Origin of the sequence: Lactobacillus pasteurii DSM 23907 = CRBIP 24.76, assembly GCF_000297025.1 — a bacterium.
In the GTDB taxonomy this organism is placed as follows: Bacteria; Bacillota; Bacilli; order Lactobacillales; family Lactobacillaceae; genus Lactobacillus; species Lactobacillus pasteurii.
Genome location: NZ_CAKD01000010.1, coordinates 57,728 through 75,253, shown reverse-complemented (window position 1 = coordinate 75,253; position 17,526 = coordinate 57,728). Strand labels below are relative to the sequence as shown.

General features: G+C 36.5%; 17 protein-coding genes and 4 pseudogenes. 11 read left to right on the top strand and 10 right to left on the bottom strand.

What is annotated here, in order from left to right:
* The first annotated feature begins 11 nt into the window (after positions 1-11).
* Together BN53_RS02345 and BN53_RS10065 are read left to right on the top strand one after the other, a co-directional pair.
* The gene (locus BN53_RS02345) at positions 12-1,610 is read left to right on the top strand and encodes a type I restriction-modification system subunit M (RefSeq protein ID WP_009559298.1); all 1,599 of its coding nucleotides are present in this window, start codon (positions 12-14) and stop codon (positions 1,608-1,610) included.
* 23 nt (positions 1,611-1,633) lie between these two features.
* Positions 1,634-2,257 (top strand): restriction endonuclease subunit S, encoded by a 624-nt coding sequence (locus tag BN53_RS10065; RefSeq protein ID WP_081495911.1) that lies wholly within the window; start codon positions 1,634-1,636, stop codon positions 2,255-2,257.
* On the opposite strand, the gene BN53_RS02340 is transcribed toward BN53_RS10065, so the two are convergent.
* The 5 genes and pseudogenes from BN53_RS02340 to BN53_RS02325 all read right to left on the bottom strand — a co-directional run bounded on the left by BN53_RS02340 (position 2,196) and on the right by BN53_RS02325 (position 6,515).
* Entirely contained in the window at positions 2,196-3,077 is an 882-nt protein-coding gene (locus BN53_RS02340) for a site-specific integrase (RefSeq protein ID WP_009559297.1), read from the bottom strand. The genes BN53_RS10065 and BN53_RS02340 overlap by 62 nt on opposite strands.
* On the bottom strand, positions 2,969-3,637 hold the full coding sequence (locus tag BN53_RS09360) for a restriction endonuclease subunit S (protein WP_009559296.1): 669 nt from the start codon (positions 3,635-3,637) through the stop codon (positions 2,969-2,971). Before BN53_RS09360 ends, BN53_RS02340 begins: the two co-directional genes overlap by 109 nt.
* Positions 3,638-4,100: 463 nt before the next feature.
* A pseudogene (locus BN53_RS02335) lies at positions 4,101-5,327 on the bottom strand (IS110 family RNA-guided transposase).
* A 334-nt stretch (positions 5,328-5,661) separates the two neighbouring features.
* Positions 5,662-6,159 carry a hypothetical protein gene (locus BN53_RS02330; protein ID WP_009559293.1) on the bottom strand — a complete coding sequence of 166 codons (498 nt, stop codon included), beginning with the start codon at positions 6,157-6,159 and terminating at the stop codon, positions 5,662-5,664.
* 77 nt (positions 6,160-6,236) lie between these two features.
* Positions 6,237-6,515: a hypothetical protein gene (locus tag BN53_RS02325; RefSeq protein ID WP_009559292.1), complete on the bottom strand. Its 279-nt coding sequence runs from the start codon at positions 6,513-6,515 to the stop codon at positions 6,237-6,239.
* A 113-nt stretch (positions 6,516-6,628) separates the two neighbouring features.
* Here BN53_RS02325 and BN53_RS02320 point away from each other — a divergent pair, with 113 nt between their 5' ends.
* On the top strand, positions 6,629-6,967 hold the full coding sequence (locus BN53_RS02320) for a hypothetical protein (RefSeq protein WP_009559291.1): 339 nt from the start codon (positions 6,629-6,631) through the stop codon (positions 6,965-6,967).
* Between the two features lie 160 nt (positions 6,968-7,127).
* Here BN53_RS02320 and BN53_RS02315 read toward each other — a convergent pair whose 3' ends face one another.
* The 3 genes from BN53_RS02315 to BN53_RS02305 form a co-directional block, all read right to left on the bottom strand.
* A complete protein-coding gene (locus tag BN53_RS02315; protein WP_009559290.1) occupies positions 7,128-7,544 on the bottom strand; it encodes a hypothetical protein in 417 nt (138 codons plus the stop codon).
* A 10-nt stretch (positions 7,545-7,554) separates the two neighbouring features.
* Complete coding sequence (locus BN53_RS02310; RefSeq protein ID WP_009559288.1) at positions 7,555-8,067, bottom strand: hypothetical protein; 513 nt, start codon at positions 8,065-8,067, stop codon at positions 7,555-7,557.
* Positions 8,068-8,397: 330 nt separating this feature from the next.
* Complete coding sequence (locus tag BN53_RS02305) at positions 8,398-8,736, bottom strand: helix-turn-helix domain-containing protein (RefSeq protein WP_009559287.1); 339 nt, start codon at positions 8,734-8,736, stop codon at positions 8,398-8,400.
* A 315-nt stretch (positions 8,737-9,051) separates the two neighbouring features.
* Here BN53_RS02305 and BN53_RS02300 point away from each other — a divergent pair, with 315 nt between their 5' ends.
* Together BN53_RS02300 and BN53_RS02295 are read left to right on the top strand one after the other, a co-directional pair.
* Positions 9,052-9,378: a hypothetical protein gene (locus BN53_RS02300; protein WP_009559286.1), complete on the top strand. Its 327-nt coding sequence runs from the start codon at positions 9,052-9,054 to the stop codon at positions 9,376-9,378.
* Between the two features lie 24 nt (positions 9,379-9,402).
* On the top strand, positions 9,403-10,419 hold the full coding sequence (locus BN53_RS02295; protein ID WP_238318406.1) for a helveticin J family class III bacteriocin: 1,017 nt from the start codon (positions 9,403-9,405) through the stop codon (positions 10,417-10,419).
* Between the two features lie 50 nt (positions 10,420-10,469).
* On the opposite strand, the gene BN53_RS02290 is transcribed toward BN53_RS02295, so the two are convergent.
* A complete protein-coding gene (locus BN53_RS02290) occupies positions 10,470-11,210 on the bottom strand; it encodes a hypothetical protein (protein ID WP_009559284.1) in 741 nt (246 codons plus the stop codon).
* 122 nt (positions 11,211-11,332) lie between these two features.
* On the opposite strand from BN53_RS02290, the pseudogene BN53_RS02285 reads away from it, so the two are divergent.
* The 3 genes and pseudogenes from BN53_RS02285 to BN53_RS02270 all read left to right on the top strand — a co-directional run.
* Positions 11,333-11,641, top strand: a pseudogene (locus BN53_RS02285) (SLAP domain-containing protein); the annotation flags it as partial.
* A 294-nt stretch (positions 11,642-11,935) separates the two neighbouring features.
* The gene (locus BN53_RS02280) at positions 11,936-12,172 is read left to right on the top strand and encodes a putative transcriptional regulator (protein WP_009559281.1); all 237 of its coding nucleotides are present in this window, start codon (positions 11,936-11,938) and stop codon (positions 12,170-12,172) included.
* Between the two features lie 273 nt (positions 12,173-12,445).
* Positions 12,446-12,781, top strand: a pseudogene (locus BN53_RS02270) (family 1 glycosylhydrolase); the annotation flags it as partial.
* Between the two features lie 122 nt (positions 12,782-12,903).
* On the opposite strand, the pseudogene BN53_RS10015 reads toward BN53_RS02270, so the two are convergent.
* Positions 12,904-13,038: pseudogene (locus tag BN53_RS10015) on the bottom strand (hypothetical protein); the annotation flags it as partial.
* Positions 13,039-13,150: 112 nt separating this feature from the next.
* On the opposite strand from BN53_RS10015, the gene BN53_RS02265 reads away from it, so the two are divergent.
* From BN53_RS02265 to BN53_RS02255, 3 genes are all read left to right on the top strand, one after another.
* A complete protein-coding gene (locus tag BN53_RS02265) occupies positions 13,151-13,663 on the top strand; it encodes a methylated-DNA--[protein]-cysteine S-methyltransferase (RefSeq protein ID WP_009559278.1) in 513 nt (170 codons plus the stop codon).
* Between the two features lie 444 nt (positions 13,664-14,107).
* Positions 14,108-15,451 carry a family 4 glycosyl hydrolase gene (locus tag BN53_RS02260; protein ID WP_009559277.1) on the top strand — a complete coding sequence of 448 codons (1,344 nt, stop codon included), beginning with the start codon at positions 14,108-14,110 and terminating at the stop codon, positions 15,449-15,451.
* A gap of 90 nt (positions 15,452-15,541) precedes the next feature.
* Complete coding sequence (locus tag BN53_RS02255) at positions 15,542-17,419, top strand: PTS sugar transporter subunit IIBC (protein ID WP_009559276.1); 1,878 nt, start codon at positions 15,542-15,544, stop codon at positions 17,417-17,419.
* Positions 17,420-17,526: the final 107 nt, after the last annotated feature.

Genomic DNA, 17,526 nt, shown 5'->3' with positions numbered 1-17,526 from the left:
GAGCACAAAAAATGGACAACTCAATCGAAAAAATCGGCGCCAAACTCTGGGAAATGGCCAACGAACTCAGAGGAAATATGGACGCCTCTGAATATAAGAACTATATTTTGGCATTCATGTTCTATAGATACTTGTCAGAACACCAAGAAAAGTACTTTGCTGAAAATGTTGGCTTAACTGCTGAAGATGGCAAGACTCTTAATGATGATTATGTTGAAAAAGCTGCCGAATACGGCGAAGATCAATTCATTAAGCTAGCGTCAGACAACCTAGGATATGCAATTGCACCAAATGATACTTGGGCATCTTTGATTAAGCGCATTGATGAAGGTGAAGTAATTCCTAGCGATTACCAGGCAATGTTTGATAACTTCAACAACAATGCTAAGTTGAACGTTCAAGCAAATAAGGACTTCCAAGGCGTGTTCAATGACGTGAACCTTGGTGACAACAAGCTTGGAACTAGCACAACCCTTAGAGCTAAGTCATTGAGCAAGATCGTTAAGTTGGTTGATAGCATGGAATACACCGATGAAAATGGCAAGGACATTCTAGGCGCGATCTATGAATACTTAATCAAACAATTCGCTTCATCAGCTGGTAAGAAGGGTGGAGAATTCTATACTCCTCACGAAGTATCAATCGTTTTATCTAAGTTAGTTACCTTAGGTGAAGTTGATCAAGACAAAGAATTTAGCGTTTACGACCCTACTTGTGGTTCTGGTTCTTTGCTATTGACTGTAGGTAATCAATTACCGGCAGGCATGAAAGATAAGATTCAATATTTTGGTCAAGAACTGAACACTACTACTTACAACTTGGCTAGAATGAACTTGATGATGCACAACGTTGATTACTTCTCAATGCACTTGAGCAATGCGGATACATTGGAACAAGACTGGCCTGATGGTCCCGATGCACAAGGAATTGATCGTCCAAGATTCTTTGATGCAGTTGTCGCAAACCCTCCATACTCCGCTCACTGGAACAACGCAGAAAGCAAATTGAAGGATCCAAGGTTTAGCGATTATGGCAAGCTAGCACCTAAGACTAAGGCTGACTATGCCTTTGTTCTTCACTCTCTTTATCATTTAAATGCTAATGGTAAGATGGCTATTGTTTTGCCACACGGTGTATTATTCCGTGGTGCAGCGGAAGAAATGATTCGTAAGAACATCATCGACAAGAATTACCTTGATGCAGTAATTGGTTTGCCAGCTAACTTGTTCTACGGAACTTCAATCCCAACTTGTGTTGTGGTATTTAAGAAGAACAGAAGCAACAAGGATATTCTCTTTATCGATGCAAGTAAGGATTTCGAAAAGGCCAAGAACCAAAACAGATTGACTGACGAGAATATTGATAAGATTATAGAAGCATATAAAGAACGAAAGGATATCGACAAGTATGCTCACGTAGCAAGTCTTGATGAAATCAAGGAAAATGATTACAATCTTAACATCCCTAGATATGTCGATACTTTCGAAGAAGAACCAGAAATCGATCTTGCAGAAGTAAATCGTCAGTTAAAAGAAGATGATGCAGAGATTGCAGAATTGGAAAAGAAGATCAACGAACAGCTTAAATTACTAGGCGTTGACGAAATATAGATATACAAGAAGGCAGATAATTTATCTGCTTTTTTTGTTATGACTGGGAACAGCGGAAGTTAGCATCATTATTTGCGAAGTTTACAGATGGTGATTGGATTGAATCAAAAGACCAAGCTAGTTCCGGTATTCGACTAGTACAGACAGGAAATATTGGAATTACAGAATTTATTAATAAGTTCGGTAATGAAAAGTGGATATCAGAAGAAACTTTTAAAAAACTTAATTGTGAGGAAATCTTTCCAGGGGATATTATAATTTCACGATTGCCTGATCCAGCTGGTAGGGCTTGTATATTACCAAAGCTAAAGACAAGGATGATAACAGCTGTTGACTGTACAATAGCAAGAACATCTAGGGAAACTTCTGCAGAATTTATAGTTCAATATTTATCAACACAAACATATTTCAAGTATGTGCAAAGCTGCCTAGCTGGGGGAACGAGGCAAAGAATTAGTCGTAAAAATCTTGCCGACTTCAATGTAAGTATCCCAACTGATATAAAAGAGCAAAAGCAAATAGGAGATTTCTTTAAACAACTTGACTCTCTCATCGCTCTTTATCAGCGTAAGCCACAAACAAAATCTAACTTAAACTTGATAAATACCTCATTACAAGATCATTATCCTGATTTTCGAGTTCATTGATAATGTGCATGTACACTTTCTGCGTGGTGGTAATCGATGAATGTCCCAACCTGCGCGAAACACTAGCAATCGATACGCCCGCAAACATCAGCAGGGATGCATGCGTATGTCGCAAACCATGTATCGAAATTTCAGGGATGCCACATTTTTTGCAATGTCGATTAAGCCACTTATTAGGCGTCGAATTACAAACGGGACCACTAGCAAAGATAGGCTTTTTCGGCTCTTTGTTCCTAATAAGCTGTTGGAATTGCATCCCTAGCTGCCAATCAATTTGTACCTTTCGAATCGAGGATTTATTTTTTGTCGGACTAAAACCCGTTCCTTTTTTATAATCCCAGGTCTTATCGACTGAAATAGTTTGATGAATAAAATCGAAATCATCAGGCGTCAATGCAATAGCTTCTGAAAAACGCAGTCCAGTTTTAGCGATTAACAAAATTAACCAATCCCAGTTAACTTCAGGACTTAAGTCCAAATCTTCTAAAAGACTGTGCAATTCAAATTGATTGAGATACTTCTTGCGCTTAGGTCTAGGAGCCTTGCCTTTGAAAATTGCTTTTCTAGTTGGATTACGAGGAATTAATCCTTCGTCAACCGCATCTAAAATTGCGCCTTTGATTTGATGATGAAAATCAATAACAGTCTGGCGTTCATGTGTGAGCGCGTAAAGGTTCAATAATTCTTGATACTGCGAGCGATCAAGATCCTTCAGCTGTAAATTTGGAACGAGCGTTGCAATATGCTGATGATTGTTGAGGTACTTTTCAAGCGTAACCTCACGAACAGCGCCTTCTTTGTATAGTTTGATCCATTGCAAAAAATAATCTTTGAATAAACTGTTGGGTGTAAAATTACTGAGTTCCATAATAGTTCTCCATCTTCAGGTGGCTTACGCTGATGAAGGGTGATGAGGGAATCAAAGGTATCAAAGAATTCACTTATCTTTCTTTGCTCTGTTGTAGAGTTTGGCATAGTAAGTATCAATTTTTTTAATTTACTAAGATACATATACGTTCTAGATCCACCCTGTTTTTGTAAAAGAGCATACTTTGCAAATTCATTTCCATGGTTTAATTGTATTTGTAAATAACGAGAATCTAAATGTTTATTTGTTGTAAAAACAGGATAAAGCGTGCTTACTATTCCTTTATCGACAATTTTATTGATGTTAAATCTAAAAATATTGTCATCTGACATATGGCGGTAAGTGAAATAACCATATGGAACAACATTATAACCAGTGTTATCTTTCGAAGCCACTTGATTACCTGAATAATATTCCGTTTGAAGAAAAATTCCTTTTCTTGATGAAGTTAAAATTGGATATTGATTATTTACGATTGTTTTTTCATGAAATTCAATTATAAAATCCCCCAACTTCCGCTGTTCCCATTTAACATAAATGACAGCAAATCTAGTTTTCTTCCTATCGTCAAAACACTTTCACAAAATATGACGGAAATCAACCATGATCCAAGTCCAGTATCTCAAAAAGCAAGGACAATATCTAAAAATATCGCTTCATAAAACTTCCGCCGTTCCACAGTAATTTAAATTTTTGCTAAAATAAACATAGAAAAAGGGCAGTTGTACTGGTAATACAACTACCCCAGAGTCACTACAAGCAGTGGCTAAATGGATAAAAGTTGATATTTAGACCGCTACTTCAAGCGGTCTTTTTCTACGTAAAGTCAAGCGCAATAAGGTGTTTGGCTTTATTTTTTATCTAAATTTTGTCATGAGTATCTTTTAGTGGCGATTTATTTTTTTAGAAAGCATACTAAATAAGCCCACCTCTATATTTAATTTATGGGCTTAGCGTTATAATGTACTTGATCAATTAATTACGACTAAAGTCTTTTTGGTTATGTGTGGCTACGTTGTAATCATATAGTTGATCATTGATAATCAGAGCATAAATGGTCCTGATTAGTTTATGAATTGAAGCAATAGCTATCTTTTTGAACCCTTTGGTTTGAGAGGATAGCTTTTTGCTTTCATAATAATCTGCTATATGACACGGATTTGTCTTAGCTGCATTATCAATTTGTCCAATAGCTCGATAAAGCAACTTACGTGCGACTGCATTGCCATGTTTAGTAATACTTAAATTAGATTCCATTTCTCCTGACTGATATCTGCCTGGATCAATTCCGATAAAAGCATTGATTTTATTAGGATTACTAAATCTGCGTAAATCTCCTAACTCTGCTAAAACTCTGACAGCAGTGGTCTGTGCAAAGCCTGGAATGCTTTCTAGGTTTTCTAAATCATGATTAGGCAAAGACTTCGCTAACTTAACCATTCTTGCGATTAAATTTTCTCTTTGATCACTTAAATTAAGCAATCTGTGTGCATAATACTGCACTTGCTCGACTTCTATGCTAGAGCAAGATACAACTGGATAAGCTTGATAAGCTAATTCAATTAATTTATCTGCAGTCCTTAGAGCGTGTTTAAAAGCAATCCCCTTTAAGCTCATTAACCAGTTAATAAGCTGTTTTTTATCTTCTCTTCTTACTAAGTCACAATGAGGATATCGCACAACTATTTGCCAGTAATTTTTACCTTTAGCAGAAGAAAATAGATTTTCAATTTCAGGAAAAGTCGATTGTAGAGCTTGGTGAAGTCAATTTTTAGCCATTACTAAGTCAGCTGTTAACTGGTCATAGAAGCGGCTCAAAGCATTAAGCTGCTTATAAGTTTGAGATTGAAGTTGATTAATTGGATGATGATATAGTCTTTGAATTAAGGCTAAATGATAAGCATCAGTTTTATCAGTCTTATTATGACGTAGTCCCATATCCATTTCTTTTTTAGCTTTAAGAGGATTAAGAATTACATAATCATAGCCATAGTCTTCCAGAAAAGATTGCAGTGTACGTGAATAAACACCGGTAGCTTCAAAAATAATTTGCGGATGTTTAGAAAAAGCGGTTAATTCATGAAGCAATTGAATAAAACCAGGACGATTATTAGTAATGGTTAGTTCATTTTTGCTTTCACCAATTAGTTCACAAACAGTAGAAGTAGATTTGCTTACATCAATTCCAAAAGTAACTTGCATAATAAAAACCTCCAAAACTTAGTAGTAAAACGTATTTACTTAAGAAATCAGATCTAATTTTCTAAACTCGACATCTAGTGTCCACATTCTTCGAAGAGACTATTGAAAACTTAAGTAAAACTGCCAGTTTTGTATACGACATCAAGTGTCTAAAGACCTCAGGGCATATCGTTTTACTACTACTTTAATTCTACAAAAGAATAAAAATAGTGAATCAATTATCCCGTCGGATAACTAATTCACTATTTAGCTTAGAATGTTTTATTTCCAGTTGAACCAACGTTTCTTTTTTTGCTGTTTTTCGTCTTCTGAGGACTTCTGAGCGGTTTTAGACTCATCTTTGGGAAGAATCTAGGTAATGCAGCTGTTGAGCCTGAGCTGTGAGTTTTTGCGCTTGGGTAGCTAATTGATTGCTGGTTTCGATTTGGGTATTTTTGATTTCTAATTCCTTGGCTAGTCTTTCAACTTCTGCTTGGAGAGAAGTGATGGTTTGATTTTTGGAATCAATCAATTGTTGGTAGTGCTCTTTGAGTTCAGCAATTTCTTGTTTTTGACGATTGGTAAGGATGGTAATTTGAGAATGTAATCCATCTATTACTTCCTGAGTTCTGCTAACCTTTGAGCTTTTATTTCTAGTCGTTTCAAGGGTTTTAAAGTAAGTAATAGCCATATCTTTAACTTGAGTTGGATAGTAATTAACATTGCCTATTTTATCAACTGGTGATGCCTTGACTTTGGCTAGATAATTTGACACTTTGTGATAGTCACTGAACCCCAGTATATCAGCTATTTCACGTGTAGTATATGTTTCTTTTCTTGCTTGATTTGTCATAGTAATACCTCAATGTAATATTATGTAATGTTACTTAATACATATTACACTCTTTTTGGAGTGGTATATTTGAGTTTTTAACGATCTAGTCCCTGACTTCTACGCCATTGTAGATATTCCTTTTCTTTTTCGGTTAATTTAGACTGAGATTCTTGCTGTGCTTCTTCTTCTCGCTGTCTCAACTCTTCGACTAATTCCAGCTCTTCTTGCTTCTTTGCCATCAATCGTTGAGCGTTTGCTTTGGCTGTTGCTAGGTCATCACCTACTAATCCTGCCTTATACGCAGATAATAGTTCCTTGGCGTGCTTATTCTTGGCTAGAGCCTTCTGTTGCTGAGCCAATAGTTCTGCAATCAATGCCTGAGTTAGTGGAGTCTTATCGTTTGAAAGCTCGTTTTTGGATTACTCCAAACCTACTTAGGGTTAACACCCCAAGACCCCAATTTAAATTACCAAAAGGAGTGATATAAATGCCAAGAAAAAAGAAGACCGAACTAGATGATCTGATGAAATACATGAAACAGATTCAAGATTATAAGCTCCAATTATCAACTAATCCAGAGGACATAGAGGCTAAAATGAACTTGCAAATCGCAGAAGCAAGAGCGGAGTATTTCCGTGAAAAGATCGATCGAAACTTGCTTAGACAACTTGAAGAAATCGACCAACCAAAAGGTGCTTCAAGAGAAGAAATGATCAAATCCGCTACTGATTTTAGGGATTCGACTTACCCAGAATCTAATCCGCTGGAACGGTATCAACGAGAGGCATTGACCGCTTATATCGATTTTTTAGCAAATGAAAAATAGTGTCTGAGGAAAAGTCTATTTTTAGTTAATTTTAGACCTTCACGCAAAAGAAAAATCCTATTAAATCAAGGTTTATCAATACCAAGATTTAGTAGGATTTCTTAATTTCCGAGTTTTCCCAGACACCTTTTTATATTTTTTGATAAAACATCTATATTGACTATTTATCTTTATCAATGTATTCAGCTGCAAGCTTTTTAAGTTCATTTAGTTTTGGCATATTTTTATCCTCAAATGTTTTTGCAATAGAAGTGTGGTATGCCTCATAGATATTGTCTATTTGCTTTTCTGAAAAACTCCCTTTATCATTGCACCATTTTCTTAATTCTTTCAAAGTGATATCTTTTGAATCGTTGAGATGATCGTAGAATAAGTCTATTAATTCATCTTCATCTTTTTCTGTAAATCCAAAAACATGTCGAAGATAAGAACTATCCTTCATGCGGTCAAAATTAGGATCAAGATGTTCAATTAGTTCGTATAGATCATCGATCATCAATTCATATCTATGTAAAATCTCAACAATTTTTTTAATGTCAGAATTATCAGTTGAAATATCGTATAAATGTAAACTCATTTTTCACCTTTTAAACTAAAGCATCAATTACAGAAGTTATAACATGAGCTGTTACATTTGCGTTTTTACTTGGTACACCAACGGATCTTAGCGCATTATAAATAACTTTCTTAATAACATCTTTACCACCCTTTTTAGCTCGATCGATTGATCTTAGTGGCCCTTCCATACTTCTTAATGCTTCGCCAAAATTAACAGCTTCTTTTCTTCCAACAACTTTTCCAATTATGTTAGTTATTTTAGTTCTATTCTTTAAGATATATTGAGCAATTCTAAATGCAGAATTTCCTACTCCACGATCGGGATATTTGGGAATGTAAATATTTTCTTCAGCTGCAGCGGCCCGAATTATTTCGCGTTGCTTTTCTGAACTGAGAGAATAGAATACTTCGGGGCTATTAGTTGTTTCTACATTGGAATTCGACATACCTTCTTCAGCTAAAACAGAAGCACTCGGTGTTAGAGACGTAATAAATAAAATTCCCCCTAAAGTTAATGCTATTGCCTTTTTTATCCTATTCATGATAAGTCCTCTTTGTGTCTTTTAAGCGTTTTCAAAATTGTAGCATAATTAGAACTATAAAGACAATTTATAAGCTTAAATTTTATTTTTTGTGAAAAAAGAGCCATATAGGATTCAGATCGTTGATCCCATAGGCTCTTTTTTTGACGTTTTTTCAATTTCACAAGTAGATTGGTGCTGAGAAGGCAATTCTACGGCAGTTTCGTTAGTCCAGACCTAAGGCAGTAGGCTAGAATGCTGATAGATCAATGTTTATCGGTGTTTTTCTGCCTGAAATAAGTGTGATTAAAATATCAATTTTAAAAAGACAAAGGAAAAATATTCTTAAGGCTACCCTTGATTTTCTCGTTCTTGAATGTCATGTTCCATTAAATCTCTAACGATGTTCAGATACCGCTCGGGAACCGGATATCCCCTATATGAATGGGGAAGATCGTCTTCTAGTCTAATAGATTCCTGGTTGTGAGGGATAGGATCGTCAGTCTCACCGCTTAAATAGTCAACAGAGGTGTGTAGAACTCTAGCTACCGCTGTTAAAGCCATGATTCCAGGCTTTCTATTTTTCCAGTTATAGATGCTTCTTTTCCCTAAGCCTGCTTTATCGTTGACTTCCAGCAGGGACATTTTCCTTTTTTTTGCTAGTTCTTTCGTTCTTTCAAACTCGATCATGATAGAGAAACTCCAATTTTTCAAAAAATATATCGTAAAAGCATATTTTTAGTTGACAAGTTTATTAAATAAGCATATTATAAAATCGTCAACAAAAAATAAACAGGCCGATGACTTAATTATTTTTCACTGTTAGCTATTGAGGTCATTGCGCTATTTATTATGCCCTAATTGTAGTATATTGACTGCTTTATGTCAAATTTATGTACGTCAATACTACATGAGGCGACTTGTTGAATATTTTTAAACAGAGGTGAAGTCCAATGGACATGTAATAGCTCCCTTTGATTATAAGAGAGGTGAATTAATTTAATCATGGATATTCATGACTATGTAGAACTGATCGCCTTAATTTTATGGGTGATCAGTGTAATTGGTATTGGCATCTTGAGCAGAGTTCATTTTAAGAATAAGCAACTGGAAGAGTTTCGTAATACTGCCGATAAATTGATGAAAAGCTATGTCTGCTTATACGACAAAGAAAACTTATCTAATATGCAGAAAATTAATCGTGTCGGCAATGCGGTAGTAGATGGACTGGAAGCTAAGGGCTTTAAGTTAAATGAACAAGAAGTGCAGGACATTTTTGCGGAAGTTGCGAAGCAAATGAACAAACAGCACGATACTCAGGATAAGCAGTAAATTTATAAATTTTTCGGAGGTTTTATGATGGTTGATATTAAAGAAATGTATGATTTAAAAGGATTACATGAAGTTGTAGTCCAAAAAGGCAATGTTGGTAGGTCATATATTTATGCATTGCAATTGTTAGAAAGTGGTACAGATGCGGTAGTATATCGAGCACGTAAAGGTTCAAGTTTTACTAAAGGTAAGTATGCAGAGAGATTATATTTAGAGGGACCAAAAACTAAAGGTATTAATATAAACCAAACTGCTGGTGGGCATACTCAAACGTGGGAATATGCAGGACCAGCAGGGAGTCGTGAGGATGGTGGTAGAGAAAATAATTCTGCTGGTTGGTTTATTGGAACCAAGAGTAAGTATAATGCAAAAGATAAAATCTACTGGGATACTCAAATTGCTAGAGTACCATTTCATAAACAAAAGTATGAGAATAACACTCAACTTCCACGAATCTCAAATTTAAACCAAGCTGGTAAAAAGTTTGGTTTAGGCTATGATGGAAGTACACTAGTAAGATCAGAAGCAGCGGTGTCACCATCACCAAATTATAGTTATTTCTTGATTGTAACAGTTGATAGTGCAGGAACTGGTTATTTCTCTGTATATGATTTAGCTGATGTGAACGATGCTTTGAATAGTGTTGGAACTGGCGATGTAAACTTAAGGACACACAATTTATCGGATCAATGTATTAATGCGTTTAAGATCGATAATTTAATTAAAAAAGTAGGATCACTTCAAGGATATGATATCGATGATAATTTAAATATCTACATTTCAAGTGAAAGACATCCTGATGCGTCTAACATTAAATCAAAGCCAAGAAAAATTGTTAAAATTCCATGGGGCACGACAGAAATAGGTCAGTGGGATATTCTAAATTTAGATGGATATAGTGAGTTAGATGATTCAGGATATGCGACAGAATTTGAAGGTATTCAAGTTAATAATGAAAATGATGTTTATCTAACTGTTGCTTATCATGATGAATGGACATATGATACAAAGAAAAATAAAATCTTTAGAATAACTTGGTAAAACGAAAGGACAATTAACCCGCAATGGAAGGCTAATTGTCCTTTTTATGATTAATATACAGTTGTAATACCGTCAACAAAAGACTTAAGTGGATGAGAAAATACTAGATGTCTAGGCTTTCTAACTACATCGAAAGCTTTAACATAATAATTTGTATTTTTTATATGATAAGCAGTACCAATTAGATTATCAAATCCTACAGTATCATCTACAACTAACTTCTTGTTTTTTGGTAATATAATCGCATCCTCAACTCTGTTATTAGCAACTTTCGTTAAAGCGTAGATATGTTTTTGATTGATTTCTTTAGGATCTCGTGTTATGACCGTTTCCTGATTAGTTGCTAATAAACGTGCTTTATGCGAATAAGGTGAAGGAAGAGCTTCAGTATAAATGGCTTTGACATTCATACACTTGATGTATCTATTAGGGCCTGTTTTATAATATTCTATATTTTTTATAATTGTATACGGAAGCCAGTATAAATAGGTAAACGTAGGAGTTTTATAATTTGACACAGTACCTTCATCTGACCGTTTCATTATGTAATATCTTTTTACGGAATTTGTCTTCTCTAATTTACCCGGAGCAGTAATTACAATGTTTTTCTTGATATAATTACCTTTTCCATATAAACGTTTTCCTTTATTGTTGTAAACGTAGGTATTATGATTTAAATACAGTTTAACTGTATCGGATTCGGCAGCACTAGCATGCTCTGCTGTTACGACAAACAAAACAGCAGCCAGAAATACTGACATTAGTACATGAATTCTTCTTTTAGCAAGCATAATATAAGCCTCCTTGTCTCAAGGCAATTATAGCACAGTAAGCATCATTTGAACAGCAATTGATGCAGGTGTTTCGCTAATTCTTTCGTTCTTTCGAACTCGATCATGATAGAGAACCCCGATTTATCAAAGATACTGATGTTTACAATGTCGATGGCACTATGCAAGACCACAAGGGAACAAAGATTGTAAAACAAGGTGGGCACATTAAAGTAGATAAGCTTGTATACATTTGGGTACCAAGTGAAAATAAAGCAGAATTGTTCTATCACCTAGTAGGCACTAAATTCTATGCTACGGGCAATATTGATCGAATCGATGTTGGTAGCGATGCTTATGTAAAGGCAAGTGATGTTAAATTTATCCCTCAAGGTTTGACATTGTCTCCATCAAATACAGCTGCTGAAGCAGAAGCTGCTGCAAAGAAGTAAACTGTGCGATAGTTTTTTGAATAGCAATTAATACAATCAAAATTCAAATAGATTTTGATTGTATTTTTTTGCCTTAAATTGTGACATTGCCATTGAAAACTGTTAGCATTTTTACTAAAATTTACCTATGAAATGAGTCTTGATTTAGTGATATTAAGATTCGTTACTATGGATAGAAAGTTTAGTGATCATAATGATCGAATTAGAACGAATCAAGGAATTAGCGAAGAAACAGCACTTATCTGTGAGAGAGGTGAACGATAGAGCAGGATAGGGCAAGAGTTCGATTTATAATTGGAAATTTACCAAGCCTTAAAAGCAGTGGCTGAGGTTTTAGGGACTACTACGGATTATCTCAATGGATCAAACGACTTGGTTCATCCGTATCCTGACGTTTCTTCGATCCCAATCGATGACGATAAGCCGTATTCTTATCGTGGCTATCATGTTCCGGATAAATATTTAGAAATAGTGAAGAGCTTGATGGATTATGATATAGGGAAAGGTGTAGCAGACGATGTTAAGGATTGATTATCAGGGCGAGTCGGAACTTAATGAATTTTTGGATAAATTTATTGCGAATATCAAATATATTCTGTTTACCATTCTTATGGAAGACCATGCACCAAGCTTTACTCTTAAGCGTAGCCGTGTTATTGCGTACAATTCTAACTGGTACAACAGAGCTGAGCGGCCTTTTACCAAAGCGCATGAGATTGGCCATGCGATTTCTAGCATCGTAACTGTATTGTATGGTGGCTCATCCTATAGCGAGGAAGCAATAGCAGACATGGTAGCTACGCAGCTGCTTTATGGATTGTCGAAAATGGTATTGGTTGGGCAGATCAAGTATCTGAAGATGGTAAGATTCATGATGATTATCGGATCGAATACTTGCAAGAAAACATTGCCTCAATGCGCGATGCTGTAACAATTGATGGCGTAGAATTGATGGGCTACACCATGTGGGGATGCATCGACTTGGTTAGTGCTGGTACTGGTGAAATGCGCAAGCGCTATGGCTTTGTTTATGTTAATAAGGATGATGAAGGCAAGGGTGACTTGTCACGTACGCCAAAAGATTCCTTCTACTGGTATAAGAAGGTTATCGCCAGTCAAGGCGAAGATTTGAGTGAGTAGTTTTGACAAAACGGATAGTCTAACGGTTATATCCCACTCTAGATAGATACACTATACGTAAATAATTTAAAAGCACTCGGTTCTGATTAGCCGAGTGCTTTTTGATGTTAGGTGATATTTTGTTATTTTTTATTACCAGAATTTTTTGAATTAATATAACAGTACAAACCTACAGTAGAAAAGAAAATTATAAACAGGTTTGTTAAAATTCTCAATATTCCATCCCAAACAAGGTAGTCTATTAATAAGAAAACATAGGGTGCCGTAAATAAGGCATCTCACATAGTAATAAAGGTGCAAAAAGCCAATGGAACATGTTACAGTAAGTAGAAACAGCTTTAAGAGTATTTTCAAAAAAGGACATACAACATGCAAACAATTTCTTACTATGATTCGCCCTTTGGAAAAATTCTACTAGCTAGCGACCAAGCAGGATTAACCGGTTTATGGTTTGAAGATGATCGTGGCTATGCAGATAATTTGACTTCAGAACATCGCTTGGGCGAATCTAGCTTTGTCAAAGATGCCAAAGAATGGCTAGATTTGTATTTTGCAAAGCAAAAGCCAGATTTTACGCCTAAATTGCATTTGCAAGGAACTGATTTCCAGATCAAAGTTTGGCAAGAGTTGATGAAGATTCCTTATGGTCAAGTTATTTCTTATAAGGACCTAGCTCAAAAAGTTTCTAGCGATCCAAAGCATTTACCTATCCGGGCAGCCGGCGGGGCAGTAGGCAAGAATCATATTACCGTCATTATTCCATGTCACCGCGTAATTGGTGCTAATAATAACCTAACTGGCTATCGAGCTGGCATTGAGAAGAAGATTCAGCTGCTAGAGCTAGAAGGAATTAATACTAAACTTTTCACAAATCCTAGATAATTAAGTAAAGTCATCCAGCTGGATGACTTTTTTAGTACATGTTGTTTTTATAAAATAACATAAAAAATAAATATATCAAGATTATGCAATCCATATCTTATAACTTAGGTATATATTTTTTTATTCAAGTGTCTGATAAAAGTATATACCATTTTTATTTCCTAATATAGAAATCAAGGCGAAACAAGCGTTTTTAGATCTTGCTGAAAATAGGCCTATAAATAATAACCAGACTTTAAAGAACTTAGAATAAATCAGCGGTTAGGCTACTTTAAATAATACCTGAAAAATATTTCAGGTTTTGAAACGTTGTTTCCCATCATCGAAACAACAGTTCGATCACTTTGAAATCGCTTTCTTTATCAAAAAAATGTGCTTTAATAAACCATGTAAGGTACCTCACAAGAAAAAAGGTAAAAATGAAACCGAAGGAGATTTTAACTTATGGTTGAGGATAACAGAAAGTTTTCAGTTGTTATTGCCGGCGGTGGTAGTACATTTACACCAGGCTTTGTGATTAATCTTTTAAAGAGTCAAGACAAGTTCCCACTTAGAAAATTGAAGTTCTACGACAACGATGCAGAACGTCAAAAGAAGATCGGTGACGCAGTTGCCATCATCATGAAGGAACGTGCTCCTGAAATCGAATTTTCATACACGACTGATCCAAAGGAAGCCTTCACTGATGTTGACTTCGTAATGGGTTCAATCCGTGTCGGTAAGTACGAAATGCGTTCATACGATGAAAAGATTCCTCTAAAATATGGCGTTTACGGCCAAGAAACTACAGGACCAGGGGGAATGGCTTACGGACTTCGTTCAATCAAGTCAATCATCGAAATCATTGATTGGATGGAAGAATACTCACCAAATGCTTGGATGATCAACTACTCAAACACTATTGCGATCGTTTCAGAAGCATGTAGAAGATTCCGTCCAAATGCTAAGGTAATCAACATTTGTGACATGCCAATCGACTTAATGGATAGAATGGCTGTTATCGCCGGACGTAAGAGCTTTAAAGACTTAGACTTTAAGTACTATGGTTTGAACCACTTTGGTTGGTGGAAAGAAGTTCGCGACCGCAAGACTGGCGAAGACTTAACTCCAATGCTTAAGGAATACGTTGCTAAGAACGGCTACTGGGTAGGCGGCGAATACGACGAACATACCGAAGCAAGTTGGGAAGCAACTTTCAAGGAAGCTGCCGAAGTTTACCAATTAGACCCAACTACTTTGCCAAACACTTACTTGCAATACTACTACTTCCCACAATACGAAGTTAAGAATGCTGATCCAAAGCACACTAGAACTGACGAAATTCTTGAATACCGTCAAAAGTTAGTCTTTGGTGAATGTGAAAGAATCGTCAAGGAAGGAACTGCTAAGGGAAACCTTTGGGACTACTCAGAAGTTCACTCAGAATACATTGTAGATATTTGCCACGCAATTGCCTACAATACTCATGAAAAATTCCTTGCCAACATTCCAAACAACGGTGCAATTTCAAATATCGCTGATGACGCAATCGTTGAAGTACCTTGCTTGTTTGGTGCAGACGGCGTACAACCAATTTGCCAAGGCGAAGCCGGCAGATTGCAATACGGTATGATCAACGAACAAGTAACTTGTGAAAAGTTGGTTGTAGATGCTTATGAACAAAAGTCATACGTAAAGATGCTCGAAGCATTCGCTTTGAACAAGACTGTTCCAGACGCATCCGTTGCCAAGAAGATTCTCGACGACATGATGGTTGTAAACAAGCCTTACTGGCCCGACTTGAAATAAAAAAGTCAAAAATTAAAGAGAAGGCAGCTTGCTATTGAGGAAGTAGCTGGCTGCCTTTATCTTTGGAGTAAAAAATGAGGTGAAGGAAATATGATGCAGAAACTGCAGAGATTCGGTGGGGCGATGTTCGTTCCAGTCCTACTGTTCTCATTCTCAGGTATAGTAGTTGCCCTTGGTAGTTTGTTCATGAACCCAATGATCTTTGGCAATATTGCTAAAGAAGGGACCATGTGGTATGGAATTTGGTACGTAATTTCTCAAGGTGGTTGGACCGTCTTCAACCAAGTAGAACTATTGTTCGTGGTTGGTTTGCCAATTGGACTTGCTAGAAGTTCCAAGGGTCGGGCAGCCATGGAATCATTAGTTACTTATTTGACTTTTAACTACTTTATTGGTGGTTTCTTAAGTCAATGGGGACCATTCTTTGGCGTTAACAACTGGAACAAGCCATTGGTTGCCAACGCAACTAACGGTGGTTTGAAGGAAATCGCTGGTATCAAGACATTGAACACTTCTATTGTTGGTGCCTTGATCGTAGCCGGTATTGTTATTTGGCTTCACAACCGTTACTTTGACAAGAAATTGCCAGAATTCCTCGGAACTTTCCAAGGTTCAACTTACATCGTAATTCTTGGCTTCTTGGCAATGATCCCAACTGCATTTTTGACTTGTCTTATTTGGCCAAAAATCCAACTTGGTATCGACTCAATGCAATCATTCATGGTATCTAGTGGAGTGATCGGCGTTTGGATCTTCAACTTCTTGAACAGAGTCTTGATTCCGACCGGTTTGCACCACTTGGTATACATCCCATTCCAATTCGGTCCAGCCGTAGTAGCTGGCGGACTTCAACCATACTGGTTGCAACACTTATCAGAATTCGCTGCAAGTTCAGCTCCATTGAAGCAACTTGCTCCACAATTCGGATTCCCTCTATATGGTAATGAAAAGGTCTTCTTGGCACCTATTATCTGTGTTGCCTTCTACGCAACAGCTAAAAAGAACAAGAAAAAGCAAACTGCTGCTTTGGTAATTCCAGCAGCCTTGACTTCATTATTTGCTGGTATTACTGAACCAGTTGACTTCACTTACTTGTTTGCTGCACCAAGTTTGTGGATTATCTACTCATTGCTTGCAGCTACTATGAACACCTTGATGTACTCATTCGGTGTTGTTGGTATGATGACTGACGGTGCCATTGGTATCGCTGCTCAAAACTGGATTCCACTTTGGGCTAACCATTGGTCAACTTACTTGATTCAATTTGCAATTGGTCTTATCTTTGCAGCACTCACATTCTTTATCTTCAAGTTCATGATCGAAAAGAACAACTACTTGACTCCAGGTCGTGAAGCAGATGACGTTGATGCTAAATTGATGTCTAAGGCTGAATACAAGGCTGCTAAGGCTGCTGAATCAGCTCAAGCAACTGATGCAAACGATCCATACATTGCAAGAGCAACTGCTTACTTGCAATTGTTAGGAGGCCCTGCAAACATTACTGAAATCAACTCTTGTGCAACTAGATTGAGAATCACCGTTGTTGATCCAAACAAGGTTGCTCCAGACTCAGCCTTCAAGCAAAACAAGGCCGTTAATGTCGTTCACCACGGTCAAGCCCTTCAAGTTATTGTTGGTTTGGACGTAGCCCAAGTTCTTGAAAGAATGGTTCATATGATCAATGAATCTGGTCAAGCTGGCAACGTAAACACCGAAGCTGATGACAATCCATTTGTTGAACGTGCAACAGGCTTTATTGACTTATTAGGTGGAAAAGAAAACATCGATAAATTTGACTCATGTGCTACTCGCTTAAGAGTAACTGTCTTTGATGAAGCAAAAGTTGCCGATGAAGCAGCCTTCAAGTCAGTTGGTGCTTACGCTCTTGAACATAATGGCAAGCAATTCAATGTTGTAGTTGGCTTAGATGTTGACAGCATTGTTGCAGAAATGAAGCAAATGCTTTAATTAGTCACTATCAATTGTATCTATGCTATACATATATCAATTCTAGGCTTATTGTGATAATATTAACTATATTATTAATTTTTATTGTATCAATACCGCAATAGGTG

Bases quoted from the DNA above. Each gene is read 5' to 3' on its own strand.
- BN53_RS02330 (WP_009559293.1), bottom strand. From the start codon at position 6,159: ATGACAAATCAAGCAAGAAAAGAAACATATACTACACGTGAAATAGCT.
- BN53_RS02295 (WP_238318406.1), top strand. From the start codon at position 9,403: ATGATGGTTGATATTAAAGAAATGTATGATTTAAAAGGATTACATGAA.
- BN53_RS02320 (WP_009559291.1), top strand. From the start codon at position 6,629: ATGCCAAGAAAAAAGAAGACCGAACTAGATGATCTGATGAAATACATG.
- BN53_RS02345 (WP_009559298.1), top strand. From the start codon at position 12: ATGGACAACTCAATCGAAAAAATCGGCGCCAAACTCTGGGAAATGGCC.
- BN53_RS02315 (WP_009559290.1), bottom strand. From the start codon at position 7,544: ATGAGTTTACATTTATACGATATTTCAACTGATAATTCTGACATTAAA.
- BN53_RS02265 (WP_009559278.1), top strand. From the start codon at position 13,151: ATGCAAACAATTTCTTACTATGATTCGCCCTTTGGAAAAATTCTACTA.
- BN53_RS02310 (WP_009559288.1), bottom strand. From the start codon at position 8,067: ATGAATAGGATAAAAAAGGCAATAGCATTAACTTTAGGGGGAATTTTA.
- BN53_RS02260 (WP_009559277.1), top strand. From the start codon at position 14,108: ATGGTTGAGGATAACAGAAAGTTTTCAGTTGTTATTGCCGGCGGTGGT.
- BN53_RS02255 (WP_009559276.1), top strand. From the start codon at position 15,542: ATGATGCAGAAACTGCAGAGATTCGGTGGGGCGATGTTCGTTCCAGTC.
- BN53_RS02305 (WP_009559287.1), bottom strand. From the start codon at position 8,736: ATGATCGAGTTTGAAAGAACGAAAGAACTAGCAAAAAAAAGGAAAATG.
- BN53_RS02300 (WP_009559286.1), top strand. From the start codon at position 9,052: ATGGATATTCATGACTATGTAGAACTGATCGCCTTAATTTTATGGGTG.
- BN53_RS02290 (WP_009559284.1), bottom strand. From the start codon at position 11,210: ATGCTTGCTAAAAGAAGAATTCATGTACTAATGTCAGTATTTCTGGCT.